Genomic DNA, 12,113 nt, shown 5'->3' with positions numbered 1-12,113 from the left:
TTGATTTCACCTTCTCTGGACCGTCCCCTATGCACCCCATCCGCATCACTCCACTGGCCCGTACCCTGCGTCAACTACTCCTGGGCGCCAGCCTGAGCTTCGGCACGCTGCCGCTGGCCCTGGCAGGCGACGCCAAGGCGTACCACATCGCTCCGTCCTCGCTGGAGAACGCTCTCAACCAGTTCGGCCGCGAAGCCGGGGTGATGATTTCGTTTGGCTCGCAAGTCACCAGTGGCGTGCAAAGCCGTGGGCTGGAAGGCAGCTACACCCCCGCGCAGGGCCTGGACGCCTTGCTCGAAGGCACCGGCCTGCAAGCCCGTGCCGAGGGCGACAACGCGTTCAGCCTGCAACCGGTGGGCGATGCGCCGCTGGAGCTGGACTCGTCGAAAATCGTCGGCGACTGGCTGGGTGATGCCGCACAGGTCAATGTGTTCGAACACCCGGGGGCGCGGGACGTAATCCGCCGTGAAGAATTCGAGCGCCAGGGCGCCACCCAGGCGCGGGACGTGCTCAATCGCATCCCCGGCGTCAACGCCCCGGAAAACAACGGCACCGGCAGCCATGACATGGCGCTGAACTTCGGCATTCGCGGTCTCAACCCGCGCCTGGCCTCGCGCTCTACCGTGCTGATGGATGGCATCCCGGTGCCCTTCGCGCCTTACGGCCAACCGCAGTTGTCGTTCGCCCCGATCAGCATGGGCAACATGGACGCGGTGGATGTGGTGCGTGGCGGCGGCGCGGTGCGCTACGGCCCGCAGAACGTCGGTGGCGTGGTCAACTTCGTGACCCGGGCAATCCCCGATGAGCCGACGGTCAAGGGAGGCTTCCAGACCGAGACCAGCCCGTCTTCCAGCCACGACGGCTTCAAGACCAGCGGCAACCTGCTGGCGGGTGGCACCGCCGACAATGGCCTGGGCGGCGCCTTGCTGTATTCCGGTACGCGCGGTGGCGACTGGCGCGAGCACAGCGACACGCAAATCGACGACCTGATCCTCAAGGGCAAATACCAGCTCGACGATGCCAACAGTTTCAACGCCATGGCCCAGTATTATGAGGGCAAGGCCGACATGCCCGGTGGCCTGAGCGTCGCCGATTACGATGCCGACCCGTACCAGTCGACCCGCCCGAAAGACCAGTTCTGGGGCCGTCGCACGATGTTCAACTTCGGCTATCGCTACCAGCAGGATCGCCGCGAATTCACCGCCAACACCTTCTTCACCAAGACCCTGCGCAGCGGCTACCTGGACCAGGGCACCTTCCTCTCGCTGTCGCCGCGCGAGTACTGGGTGCGTGGCCTGGAAACCCGTTTCGCCCAGGGTTTCGACCTGGGCCCGACCAGCCATGAAGTCGGCATCGGCTACCGCTACATCAACGAGGCGGGCCACGAACTGCGCTACCGCACGCCGATTGCCAGCAACCAGTACCCGACCACCGACAGCCGCAACGACCGCGACACCCGCGGCGGCACCGAAGCCAACGCGGTGTTCCTCGACGACCGCATCGACATCGGCAAGTGGACGATCACGCCGGGCATCCGCTACGAAATGATCGACTCGCAGCAGACCAACAACCTGACGAACCAGAAGTACAAGGGCGACTACAACACCGCATTGCCGGCGTTGAATGTGCTGTATCACCTGACCGACAGCTGGAACCTGTACGCCAACACCGAAGGCTCGTTCGGCAGCGTGCAGTACAGCCAGATGCCCAACCGCGTGACCAGCGGCGAAGTGAAACCGGAAAAGGCGCGCACCTGGGAACTGGGCACCCGCTACGACAACGGCGCACTGCGTGCGGAAATCGGCGCGTTCCTGATTAACTTCGACAACCAGTATGAAAGCAACCAGACCAACGACTCGGTGATCGCCCGTGGCGAAACCCGCCACCAGGGCATCGAAACCAGCGTCAACTACGCGCTGGACGACCTGAGCCCGGCGCTGGCCGGCTTCGATGTCTACGCCACGTATGCCTATGTCGATGCAACCATCCGTGAAGACGGGCCGAACAAGGGCAACCGCGTGCCGTTCTCGTCCAAACACAAGGGCACGCTGGGGGTGGGCTACACAGAAGGCGCGTGGAAGCTGAACTTCGACAGCAGCTACCAGAGCGACCAGTTCGCCGACAACGCCAACACCCGCGCCGAAAGCGCCGATGGCAGCACGGGCAAGGTCCCCGGCTACATGCTGTTCAGCGGCCGCGCCGCCTATGTCTTCGGGCCGCAGTTGTCGGACCTGAACGTGGCGGTCGGGGTGAAGAACATCTTCAACCACCAATACTTCACCCGCTCGTTCGACGATAACAACAAGGGCAAATACGTCGGTGAGCCACGGACGGTTTACGTGCAGACGTCCGTGGCGTTCTGATCGACTTTCGCCTGGCACAAACAGAAACGGGCCTGCAGATGCAGGCCCGTTTTCGTGAGTGTTGAGAAAATCTGAATCAGCCGTTTTGTGCAGCCTGTTCGTTTTCGAGGAATTCGTCTTCGAGCAGCGCATCGGCCCTTCGGTCGATTGGCACCACGGTAGCGCGAGGCTTGCCGCGCAATTTGCCGAACAGATGCTCAAGGGCGTGTTCGAGTTTTTCCGCCGCACCGTCGATCGCTTGCTCCAGGGTGTCGGCTTTATGAGTGACGGACACTGGTTGATGGCCTTTTGGCCGCGCCTCCAGTTGGCAGCGCATATCGTGGGGACCGGGCTTGTCGCCGTTCTCGTCCCGCAGGTGGACCTCGACGCGGGTCAGGTCCTCTTCATAACGTTCGAGCGTGCTCTCAATGGTAGTACGTACCCACTCCTCCAGTCGGATGCTGCTTTGAATATGGTTATCGCTGTTGACTTGGATTTGCATAGTTCATCCCTTATTTCAGCTAGCTCGCGAGAGGCCGCTCGGCTGGCCCTTGGGCGTCATCACCGTGACCTCTTGCTTACACAATCGGTCTGCGCGCAGAACATTTCAACCCCTAAAAAAAGATAATTTTTCAGTAGCAAAAAAAGCCGGACAACGGGCAAAAGCGCTGGTAAGGTCGGGAGTTGGGTCGCTTCACTTACTTGTCATAATTGCTCACATTCGCTGCCCTGCCAGCGCTCATCGAACTCACCTCCTGCCCCGAATCGGGCGTTCACTTCGCGCATCGAATGCCTATGAATCGAGGTAGGCGATGAGTGGTCGAGCCTTGCGTTTGTCCCTTTAGTCCGCGTCGTCCTGGCGTTCATCGCGAGCAGGCTCGCTCCCACAGGGAGTATCAAGGCCGAAGGGCGGCATGGGGCTTGCAGAGTATCCGATGGTCCGGAGTTGCGAACCAACTTGCTCATGACCGGTCAACAACTGCACGTTCAATTCAGGCGGTGACGCATCATGGACAACCCATTTCAATTGATTACCGATGCATTCGCGCCGGACTACCAGATCAACCTGAGCATTCAGGGGCTGGACGGCAGCATCATGCTGACCCTGTCCAACAATGGGCGCATCGTCGCCAAGAGGATGATCAGCAGCGATCAGCGCAATGACCCCAAACGCCTCAAGCGCCTGGTGCAGAGCATTCAGTTCGGCATTGCCATCGAACAGGGCCACAGCGCCCTGACCATCCTTGAAGCCATGACCGACAGTGACAGTCGCAGCCTGCCGCCACCGCCCGCCAAAGGGCAGCAACGGCCAGCCATGCGCTTTTAGAGTTCGCCTTTTTCCACTTCCGGGTGTTCGCCTGAACCCGCACCGACCTTGCGTTGCGGGTGCTCGATCTTCACCGAAGGGAATTGCGACGAGGCGTAGCGCACCACCAGAATCGCGAACGCCAGCAGCAGAATGCCGCCACACAGGTAGATGATCCCCAGGTCCGGCGGGTTGTGATGTGACACGTTGGAAATCAGCAAGCGGGTCAGCGCCGTGATGGCCACATAGATCAGGAAGCGCACGGGCATGTGGTTGGTCTTGAAATAAATCCCGACCATGGCCCCCAATTCCAGGTAGATGAACAGCAACAGAATGTCGTCGATCTTGATGTGCCCTTTTTCGAGCATCCCCAGGAACTCCATCACCGCGGCCCACGCGGTCACCGCACCAATGGCGAACAGCGCCAGGTAGTGAAAGCTCTCGACGAACAGGTTGCCCAGGGACTCGGCCAGTTCATGCACGTTCTGCCGCAGTTTTTCGGCCCAGTTGATTTTCACGATGTTTCTTTCCTTAGCTCGATGGGAGCGGATGATGCGGGTTGGACGTGACGGTTGTTCTGCATGCAGAAAAAAGGCCAGGAACGCCCGCCACATGATGGCGAGCGCCCCGTGAACGCGCGCCGTGGCGTTTGGTCGCACCCATCCTGGTGGCTGACAAATCGAGATTTGGGGCTACATTGAAAAGCCACTGCATTAAAAGGCCACTACTCTGGGGCTATCCAAAACGCAGGGATTGGCTTATGCTTTTCGCTGTATATAGATACAGTAGTCGAAACAGACAACTATCGTGAAGGCATGTGAGGTGGTGAATGGCCGTCGAAGTGGTATACCGCAGCAGCCGAGATCTGGAGCGCTTGTTCATGGATAAAGCCGAAGCTGACCGTCATGACAAAATGCTCGAGCTGGCCGAGTTGCTGGCTGAAGTGTTGCAAAAAGCCGTTCCGTCCCTGAACGAGCAACAGGTGGACGAAGTCGGGATCTACATGGCGAAGAACCGCGAGGTGTTTGCCAAGGCGTTCAAAAGCCAGCCGGACGCCCTCTCCGAGCTGATCCATGCGCCGGTCGAAGTGATTGAAGAACCGGTAACGGTCGCTGAAGAAGCTGAAGCACCCGCGCCAGCCAAGCCGGCCAAAGCCGCGAAAGCACCCAAGTAAGCGACGCGCGAATTGAAAAGGCCCTGAGTCGAATGATTCAGGGCCTTTTTCATGCAGGCGTCACAGGCTGGATTCAGCGGTACAGGACCTTCTCCGCCAACTCGTCCGCCACCCGTGCCGGCGAGCGTTTTTCCGCCTGGGCGTGGGCGAAGACCTCGGTCAGCCGCGAGCTGATTTTCGACAGGTGTGCGGTGATCGTCGCCAGCTCTTCGCCGCGGTGTTTGAGCGACACATAGATCAACCCGCCGGAGTTGATCACGTAATCCGGCGCATAGAGGATGCCCCGCCGTTCCAGTTGGTCGGCCACCTCCAGATGGGTCAGTTGATTGTTCGCCGAGCCGGCCACCGCCGAGCAGCGCAATTGCGAGACGCTGTGGCTGTTGAGCACGCCGCCGAGGCCGCACGGCGCCAGGATGTCACACGGCGTACTGAGCAACGCATCATTGGCAATCGGGTGGGCGTTGAGTTGTTCCATGGCCAGTTGCACCTTGCCGTGGTCGATGTCGCTGACCAGCAGTTCGGCACCGACCGCGTGCAGTTGCTCGGCCAGCGCGTAACCGACATTGCCCAGGCCCTGGATCGCCACGCGCAAGCCTTCGAGATTATCGCTACCCAGGCGGGCCATGGCCGTGGCGCGGATGCCGGTGAACACGCCCATCGCCGCATGAGGTGCCGGATCGCCCGCCGAGGTGGTGCTGGTGACATGCTGGGTCTGCTGGGCGATGCAATCCATGTCCGCCACCGAGGTGCCGCTGTCGATGGCGGTGATGTAGCGACCATCGAGCTGGTTGATGCAACGGCCGAAGGCTTCGAACAATGCGCCGCGGTTCTCCACGTGGGCGGGGCGGACGATCACCGCCACACCGCCACCCTGGGCCAGGCCCGCCAGCGCGGCTTTGTAACTCATGCCCTGGGCCAGACGAATGGCATCCGCGACCGCAGAATCGTCGCTGGGATAGGCAAGGTAACGACAACCGCCCAGGGCAGGCCCCAGACGGCTGTTATGAATGGCAATGACCGCCTTCAACCCGGTCGCCGGGTCGACGCTCAGATGCAGCGATTCAAGGCGAGTGCTTTGCATGAGAGCGAACATCGTAAAGGCTCCCGAATCACTTCTTGTAGTCGCCAGTATAGGCTTGCGCCCAAAAATTGCTGAAGCGCACCGGAATAAGCGGCGCCGCGAACAGGGGATTCGGACATAACCCGGCGAGCCACTGGACGAACGCCGCAGACGAGGCTAAAACGAGGCATTCCCCGGAGATTTTGATGACACCTCGCCAACATTTCTTCGACTGCCTGCAACGATCACCGCCCGCGCTGTTCGAAGCGGCGCTATGGATCGCCGTCGAGCACGACAAGGAGGTGGATCCGGCGACGGTGATGGCCCACTTTCGCGACCTGCAACAGCGCGTCAGTTATGGCTTGCCGATGCTGCCGGTGAGCGAACTGGCGCAACCGCTGCTACGGCGGATGAATGATCTGGGTTTCGCCCAGGACGACTTCTCGCCCTTGCGCCCGCAGGCGGCGTTGCTCGACAAGGTGCTGGAGCGCCGACGCGGGCAACCGCTGGCCCTGGCACTGATTGCCCTGGAGCTGGCCAGGGGCCTGGAAATCCCGCTGGCAGGCGTCAACTTCCCCGGGCATTTCCTCCTGCGTGTGCCGGGTGCCGACCATCTGCTCGACCCGTGCGGCGGGCGCCGCCTGTACCCCAACGATTGCCGCGAACTGCTGCATCGCCAGTACGGCCCGAACATGAAACTCAGCGCCGAGCACCTGGTCACGGCCGAACCGGCGCAGATGCTGCAGCGGTTGTCGCGCAACCTGCGCCAACTGTACCTTTCCCACGATGACTACATCGCCGCATTGATTGATGCCGAGCGCGTGCTCGAACTGGGCGACGGCACGACCGCCGACTACCTGGCCCGGGCCAGCCTCTACCAACGACTGGATTGCCCCAACGCCGAGCGCTTCGACCTGGAGCGTGCGTTGCTGCTCACCGAGGACCCGATCCAGCGGATTCGCCTGACGGAACGGCTGGGGCATTTGCCGCCCAATACCATTGTGCATTGAGCACACATCCCCCTGGGCATGCATCCCCCCTCCTGTGGGAGCGAGCCTGCTCGCGATAATCGTCAACGATGACGCGGGGTCGCTGATACTCCGCGGTGTCCTTGCGTTCATCGCGAGCAGGCTCGCTCCCACAGGGGGAATCAACAAAGTCTGTCAGGGGGTGTCTGGCTGATTCGCCGGATGCGCCTTGATGAACGCTGGATGATGTTCCGCCAAGTCAGCCACCCGCTGGATCCGCGGGTAGGCCGCCAATGACACATTGAAGCGCTGCGCCGCATACAACTGCGGAATCAGGTAGACATCCGCCAGCCCGGGCGTTTCGCCGAAACAGAAGCCCTGATCGCCGATCAACTGCTCCACTGCCGTCAGCCCCTGGCCGATCCAGTGGCCGATCCACTCGTTCACCCGGGCTTCATCCTGCCCCGACTGGCGCAGGCGGTTGAGCACGCTGACGTTGTGCAGCGGGTGCACGTCGCAACCGATCAGCGCCGCCACGCCGCGCGCCCGGGCGCGGGCGACGAGGGCTTGCGGCAGCAACGGCACCTGTGGATAACGTTCCTCCAGGTACTCGATGATCGCCGGTGACTGCACCAGCAGCTCGCCGTCATCGGTGCGCAGGGCCGGCACCCGGCCTTGCGGGTTGATGGCAAGGTACGCAGGCTGGCGGTGCTCGCCACCGTCAGGCGCGATGAGGTTGACCGGCAACGCCTGGTAATCCAGGCCCTTGAGTGCCAGCGCAATGCGCACCCGATAGGACGAGGTCGAACGGTAGTACGTGTAGAGTTCCATGCCCGCTTCCCCTTAACGCGCCGGCAGCACTTTGCCGCGACATTCGCCAAAGCCGATCGAGGCGAAACCCTCGCGGCGGCAGCGGGCGCGCAGGATGATTTCGTCGCCATCCTCGAGGAATTTCCGCACCTCGCCAGAGGCCAGTTCGATCGGCTTTTTACCGCCTTCGGTGATTTCCAGCAGGCTGCCGAACTGCCCCGCTTGCGGCCCCGACAAGGTGCCCGAACCAAACAGGTCACCGGCCTGCAACTGACAGCCGTTGACGCTGTGGTGCGCGACCATCTGCGCCACGGTCCAGTACATGTACTGGCTGTTGCTCAGGGTCAGGCGATGGGCCGGCAGCTTCTGTTCACGCAGGCCTTCGGTGAGCAGCAGTACTTCCAGTTCGATGTCCAGGGCACCGGCGTCCTGATCGCGACGGTCGAACAGGTAAGGCAACGGCTGCGGGTCGCCTTCCGGGCGCGCAGGTTGTGCACAACGGAACGGCTGCAGTGCTTCGGCGGTGACCACCCACGGCGAAACGCTGGTGATGAAGCTCTTCGACAGGAACGGCCCCAGCGGCTGGTATTCCCAGGCCTGGATGTCGCGCGCCGACCAGTCGTTGAGCAGGCAGAAACCGGCGATGTGCTCAGCGGCGTCAGCGATGGCGATCGAGTCGCCCATCTCGTTGCCCTGGCCGATCCAGATGCCCAGCTCCAGCTCGTAATCCAGGCGCGCGCACGGGCCGAAGGTCGGTTCGCTCTGGCCGGCCGGCAGGGTCTGGCCCTTGGGCCGCCGAACGTCGGTGCCGGAGGGGCGCACGGTCGATGCGCGACCGTGGTAGCCAATCGGTACGTGTTTGTAGTTGGGCAGCAGCGGGTTATCGGGGCGGAACAGTTTGCCGACGTTTTGCGCGTGCTCGATGCCGACGTAGAAGTCGGTGTAGTCGCCGATGCTGGCCGGCAGGTGCATTGCACAATCGGCGGCCAACGGCAGCAGCCTGGCGCCCTGGGCTTCGATCTTGCCGTGCAGGGTGCTGCCCTCGCGCAGCAATTCGATCAGGCGTTCACGCAGGGCCACGCGGGCCTCACGCCCCAGCGCGAAGAAGCCATTGAGCTGGCCGCCACGGGTGGCTTCGACGGCGACCTTGGCCGCCCCCTCGAACAGCCCCACATCCAGTGCCGCCTCCAGATCGAAGATGTGCTCACCGATGGCCACCCCGCTGCGCGGCGCCGAACCCTTCACGCTGAACACTCCCAGCGGCAGGTTTTGCAGGGGGAAATCGGCATGGTCGTTGGCGGAAGCAACCCAGCTGCGAGTGATGGAAGTCTGTGTCATGGGTTATCTCCGGGTCGGGTCGAAAGTGGCGGGCAGCGACGCCCAGCAAGCATCGTAACGGGGTTGCAGTTGCGGGCAGTCGAGGGCGAAGCGGCTCGGGCGCAGCACCTGGCTGGTCTCGAACATGAAGGCCATGGTGTTGTCGATCTTGGCCGGGGCCAGCTCGGCGTTGATCGCCCGGGTACAGGTCTCGCCGTCCGGGCCGTGGGCACTCATGCAGCTGTGCAGCGAAGCACCGCCAGGCACGAAGTCCTCAGCCTTGGCGTCGTACTCGCCCTTGATCAGGCCCATGAATTCGTTCATCAGGTTGCGGTGGAACCACGGCGGGCGGAAGGTGTTTTCCGCGACCATCCAGCGTGGCGGGAAGATCACGAAATCGAGGTTGGCCAGGCCATGCACGCTGGTCGGCGAAGTCAGTACCGTGAAGATCGACGGGTCAGGATGATCGAAGCTGACCGTGCCGATGGTGTTGAAGCGCCGCAGGTCATACTTGTACGGCACGTTGTTGCCGTGCCAGGCGACCACGTTGAGCGGCGAATGATCGAGTTCGCAGCCCCACAACTGGCCGAGAAATTTCTGCACCAGGGTGGTGGGTTGCGTGAGGTGCTCGTAGTGCGCGACCGGCGCCAGGAAGTCTCGCGTATTGGCCAGGCCGTTGCTGCCGATGGGGCCCAGGTCCGGCAGGCGCAGCGGCGCGCCATGGTTTTCAGCGACGTAACCGCGTGCCTGCGGGTCGAGCAGTTCGACACGGAATTTCACCCCGCGCGGCAACACGGCGATTTCCAGCGGCTCGACTTCCAGCACCCCCAGCTCGGTGACGATGCGCAGCCGGCCCAGTTGCGGCACCAGCAGCATTTCCCCGTCGGCGTTGAAGAACACCCGTTGCATCGACTGATTGGCGAGGTACTGGTGAATGCTGATGCCCGCCGGTTTGTCGGCGCTGCCGTTGGCGGCCATGCTGATCAGGCCGTCGATGAAGTCGGTCGGCTGGGTCGGCAATTCCAGGGCATTCCAGCGCAGGCGGTTGGGCGTCACTTCCCCCAGCGGCCCGCCGGCCAGTTGCCGCTCGAGTTTGACGAACGCCGGGTGATTGGCCGACGGCTGGATGCGGTACATCCAGGTGCGTCGCGCTTCACTACGCGGCATGGTGAAGGCGGTGCCGGACAGCAATTCGGTGTACAGGCCGTAGGGGGCTTTTTGTGGGGAGTTCTGGCCGACCGGCAGCGCGCCGGGCAACGCCTCGCTGGAAAATTGGTTGCCGAAGCCCGACTGATAAGCCAGCGCTGGCGCCGTTGAATCGAGGTTCATGGAGCCTCCTGAACAGGGAGCAGGCAATGGCCCGTCACTCTGTCGCAGAGGTTCTGGCACGCCTGGGTTGTTTTTATCGTAATTCAATTACGCTTAACGTAATTTGATCGCTATTGACCGTCAAGCTATAAAGACGCCCATTTGTTACGGATCAGACCGCCATCATGGAAACGCCGCGCAGCAACGATAAACAGAAAGTCCGCTCGGCCGAGGTCGGCACCGACATCCTCAAGGCGCTGGCCGAGTTGTCGCCCTCGACGAGCCTGTCGCGCCTGGCCGAACATGTGCAGATGCCGGCGAGCAAGGTTCATCGCTATTTGCAGGCGCTGATCGCCAGCGGTTTCGCCGAACAGAACACCGCCACCAACCATTACGGCTTGGGGCGTGAAGCCCTGCGTGTCGGCCTGGCGGCACTCAACAGTATGGACGTGCTGAAAGTCGGCGCCCTGCCCCTGGCCGAGTTGCGCGACGAACTGAACGAAACCTGCTTTCTGGCGGTGTGGGGCAACCAGGGCGCCACCGTGGTGCACATCGAACCGGCGGTGCGCGCGGTGACGGTGGTGACGCAACTGGGTTCGGTGTTGCCGCTGCTCAGTTCATCCACCGGGCTGGTCTTCGGCGCCTTTCTGCCCAAGCGCGAAACCATCGAATTGCGTGAGCAGGAATTGCAGAGCGCCAAGACCCATGCCCTGGCCGACGAGCAGACCTATGCGCAGTTGGGCGAACAGATTCGCCAGCGTGGCCTGCACCATGTCCATGGCTTGTTGATGCCGGGCGTCGACGCGCTGTCTGCCCCGGTGTTCAATGCCCTGGGTAACGTGGCGGCGGTCATGACTGTCGTGGGTCCGACTTCATTGTTTCACGCAGACGAAAACGGCCCGGCGGCGCAGCGATTGCTGGCGGCGACGCGGGCCGTTAGTTGGCGCATGGGTTATCAGGACCCCATCGGGATCAGACCAGGAATACAGGAATGATCGCGACCACCATTTGGCTGATGTCACTTTTGCTCAATTGAGGATGGCGATATTGTTCTTCAAGAGTGCCGCGCACTGTGTAAACACCGCCCTCACCATAATAGTAAGGAATTTCATTATGTTGAAAGCTGCTGTAAATATCTTCGACGATACTTTTCGATTCAACAGCTATCAGCTCACCGCCGGACATCCCCGACGTCGTCAAGTACACTTCATCAATATTAACGCTGGTCACGTCGCGCAACGCAACGCGAACATCTTCGACCGTGACCGATTTGATATTGCGCTTTAAAGTATTGATCGAAGGTTCCGCGGTCAACGCCTTGACAATATCACTCACGATGCTCTCGAAGACAATGACCGTCAAACCGTCGATCAGGTCCTTGGGCTCCCTGGAATATCGTGCACGGGATATCAACATGGTATTTCGCGCGTAATCAGGAACCGCTTCTTTTTCGACCCAAGCGAGTGCCTCGTCGAAGAGCGAAGTAGCGGCTGTCACCTGATCACTGCTGACATCGATCGAATTCAGGAAGGTAACATGCGGATTGACTCCGAACTTCTGAAGACGCTCAACCAATAACACATAAACCGCAAAATCCGCCCGGGTATTCTTTAACTGCCCAATTTTGCCTTGCGAGAAAAAACTATCACTCATACATACTTCCTGTCATGCCTTCAGCGTCGAACACCCTGTTCGACTCGGCGATAAAATTAGAGGTTCACAATCACAATCGGCGTCGTATTGCCGACTGATTGAAAATATACAACGAGCGACCAGAATTTTAAAACCGACAACTTGTATGCATTCGTAAAGATCAATTCAGCACAAC

The 12,113-nt window shown here is 61.3% G+C and carries 11 protein-coding genes and 1 pseudogene; 5 read left to right on the top strand and 7 right to left on the bottom strand.

Going from position 1 to position 12,113, the window contains the following annotated elements; translation table 11 throughout:
• The first annotated feature begins 29 nt into the window (after positions 1 to 29).
• Positions 30 to 2,363 carry a TonB-dependent Fe(3+) dicitrate receptor FecA gene (fecA, locus tag ABVN20_RS18315; protein ID WP_368557111.1) on the top strand — a complete coding sequence of 778 codons (2,334 nt, stop codon included), beginning with the start codon at positions 30 to 32 and terminating at the stop codon, positions 2,361 to 2,363.
• A 76-nt stretch (positions 2,364 to 2,439) separates the two neighbouring features.
• On the opposite strand, the gene ABVN20_RS18310 is transcribed toward fecA, so the two are convergent.
• Positions 2,440 to 2,844: an HPF/RaiA family ribosome-associated protein gene (locus tag ABVN20_RS18310; protein ID WP_368557110.1), complete on the bottom strand. Its 405-nt coding sequence runs from the start codon at positions 2,842 to 2,844 to the stop codon at positions 2,440 to 2,442.
• 507 nt (positions 2,845 to 3,351) lie between these two features.
• On the opposite strand from ABVN20_RS18310, the gene ABVN20_RS18305 reads away from it, so the two are divergent.
• On the top strand, positions 3,352 to 3,669 hold the full coding sequence (locus tag ABVN20_RS18305; protein ID WP_368557109.1) for a DUF3509 domain-containing protein: 318 nt from the start codon (positions 3,352 to 3,354) through the stop codon (positions 3,667 to 3,669).
• Here the strand turns inward: ABVN20_RS18305 and ABVN20_RS18300 are convergent.
• The gene (locus ABVN20_RS18300; RefSeq protein WP_368557108.1) at positions 3,666 to 4,166 is read right to left on the bottom strand and encodes a phosphate-starvation-inducible protein PsiE; all 501 of its coding nucleotides are present in this window, start codon (positions 4,164 to 4,166) and stop codon (positions 3,666 to 3,668) included. The two genes, ABVN20_RS18305 and ABVN20_RS18300, sit on opposite strands and share 4 nt — an antisense overlap.
• A gap of 311 nt (positions 4,167 to 4,477) precedes the next feature.
• Here ABVN20_RS18300 and ABVN20_RS18295 point away from each other — a divergent pair.
• Positions 4,478 to 4,717, top strand: a pseudogene (locus ABVN20_RS18295) (YebG family protein); the annotation flags it as partial.
• A 178-nt stretch (positions 4,718 to 4,895) separates the two neighbouring features.
• On the opposite strand, the gene ABVN20_RS18290 reads toward ABVN20_RS18295, so the two are convergent.
• Positions 4,896 to 5,915, bottom strand: a complete 1,020-nt coding sequence (locus ABVN20_RS18290; RefSeq protein WP_368557107.1) for a Glu/Leu/Phe/Val dehydrogenase dimerization domain-containing protein — start codon at positions 5,913 to 5,915, stop codon at positions 4,896 to 4,898.
• A gap of 173 nt (positions 5,916 to 6,088) precedes the next feature.
• Between ABVN20_RS18290 and ABVN20_RS18285 the strand changes: the two genes are divergently transcribed.
• The gene (locus ABVN20_RS18285; protein ID WP_368557106.1) at positions 6,089 to 6,892 is read left to right on the top strand and encodes a SirB1 family protein; all 804 of its coding nucleotides are present in this window, start codon (positions 6,089 to 6,091) and stop codon (positions 6,890 to 6,892) included.
• 153 nt (positions 6,893 to 7,045) lie between these two features.
• On the opposite strand, the gene maiA is transcribed toward ABVN20_RS18285, so the two are convergent.
• Genes maiA through hmgA form a run of 3 tightly spaced genes read right to left on the bottom strand, consistent with a single transcriptional unit; the run spans position 7,046 to position 10,306 of the window.
• Positions 7,046 to 7,681 (bottom strand): maleylacetoacetate isomerase, encoded by a 636-nt coding sequence (gene maiA, locus ABVN20_RS18280; RefSeq protein ID WP_368557105.1) that lies wholly within the window; start codon positions 7,679 to 7,681, stop codon positions 7,046 to 7,048.
• A 12-nt stretch (positions 7,682 to 7,693) separates the two neighbouring features.
• A complete protein-coding gene (gene fahA / locus ABVN20_RS18275; RefSeq protein WP_368557104.1) occupies positions 7,694 to 8,998 on the bottom strand; it encodes a fumarylacetoacetase in 1,305 nt (434 codons plus the stop codon).
• A 3-nt stretch (positions 8,999 to 9,001) separates the two neighbouring features.
• Positions 9,002 to 10,306, bottom strand: coding sequence for a homogentisate 1,2-dioxygenase (hmgA, locus tag ABVN20_RS18270; RefSeq protein ID WP_368557103.1), 1,305 nt, complete (start codon positions 10,304 to 10,306; stop codon positions 9,002 to 9,004).
• A gap of 164 nt (positions 10,307 to 10,470) precedes the next feature.
• Between hmgA and ABVN20_RS18265 the strand changes: the two genes are divergently transcribed.
• Positions 10,471 to 11,280, top strand: a complete 810-nt coding sequence (locus ABVN20_RS18265; protein WP_368557102.1) for an IclR family transcriptional regulator — start codon at positions 10,471 to 10,473, stop codon at positions 11,278 to 11,280.
• Here ABVN20_RS18265 and ABVN20_RS18260 read toward each other — a convergent pair.
• Positions 11,258 to 11,938, bottom strand: coding sequence for a hypothetical protein (locus tag ABVN20_RS18260; protein ID WP_368557101.1), 681 nt, complete (start codon positions 11,936 to 11,938; stop codon positions 11,258 to 11,260). The genes ABVN20_RS18265 and ABVN20_RS18260 overlap by 23 nt on opposite strands.
• Positions 11,939 to 12,113: the final 175 nt, after the last annotated feature.

The sequence above is a fragment of the Pseudomonas sp. MYb118 genome, from assembly GCF_040947875.1.
Lineage (GTDB): Bacteria > Pseudomonadota > Gammaproteobacteria > Pseudomonadales > Pseudomonadaceae > Aquipseudomonas.
This window is presented reverse-complemented; position numbering and strand designations above follow the sequence as displayed.

Excerpts from the sequence above, each read along its gene's own strand:
- hmgA (WP_368557103.1), bottom strand. The coding sequence starts at position 10,306 with ATGAACCTCGATTCAACGGCGCCAGCGCTGGCTTATCAGTCGGGCTTC.
- ABVN20_RS18305 (WP_368557109.1), top strand. The coding sequence starts at position 3,352 with ATGGACAACCCATTTCAATTGATTACCGATGCATTCGCGCCGGACTAC.
- fecA (WP_368557111.1), top strand. The coding sequence starts at position 30 with ATGCACCCCATCCGCATCACTCCACTGGCCCGTACCCTGCGTCAACTA.
- ABVN20_RS18260 (WP_368557101.1), bottom strand. The coding sequence starts at position 11,938 with ATGAGTGATAGTTTTTTCTCGCAAGGCAAAATTGGGCAGTTAAAGAAT.
- ABVN20_RS18265 (WP_368557102.1), top strand. The coding sequence starts at position 10,471 with ATGGAAACGCCGCGCAGCAACGATAAACAGAAAGTCCGCTCGGCCGAG.
- fahA (WP_368557104.1), bottom strand. The coding sequence starts at position 8,998 with ATGACACAGACTTCCATCACTCGCAGCTGGGTTGCTTCCGCCAACGAC.
- ABVN20_RS18310 (WP_368557110.1), bottom strand. The coding sequence starts at position 2,844 with ATGCAAATCCAAGTCAACAGCGATAACCATATTCAAAGCAGCATCCGA.
- ABVN20_RS18290 (WP_368557107.1), bottom strand. The coding sequence starts at position 5,915 with ATGTTCGCTCTCATGCAAAGCACTCGCCTTGAATCGCTGCATCTGAGC.
- maiA (WP_368557105.1), bottom strand. The coding sequence starts at position 7,681 with ATGGAACTCTACACGTACTACCGTTCGACCTCGTCCTATCGGGTGCGC.
- ABVN20_RS18285 (WP_368557106.1), top strand. The coding sequence starts at position 6,089 with ATGACACCTCGCCAACATTTCTTCGACTGCCTGCAACGATCACCGCCC.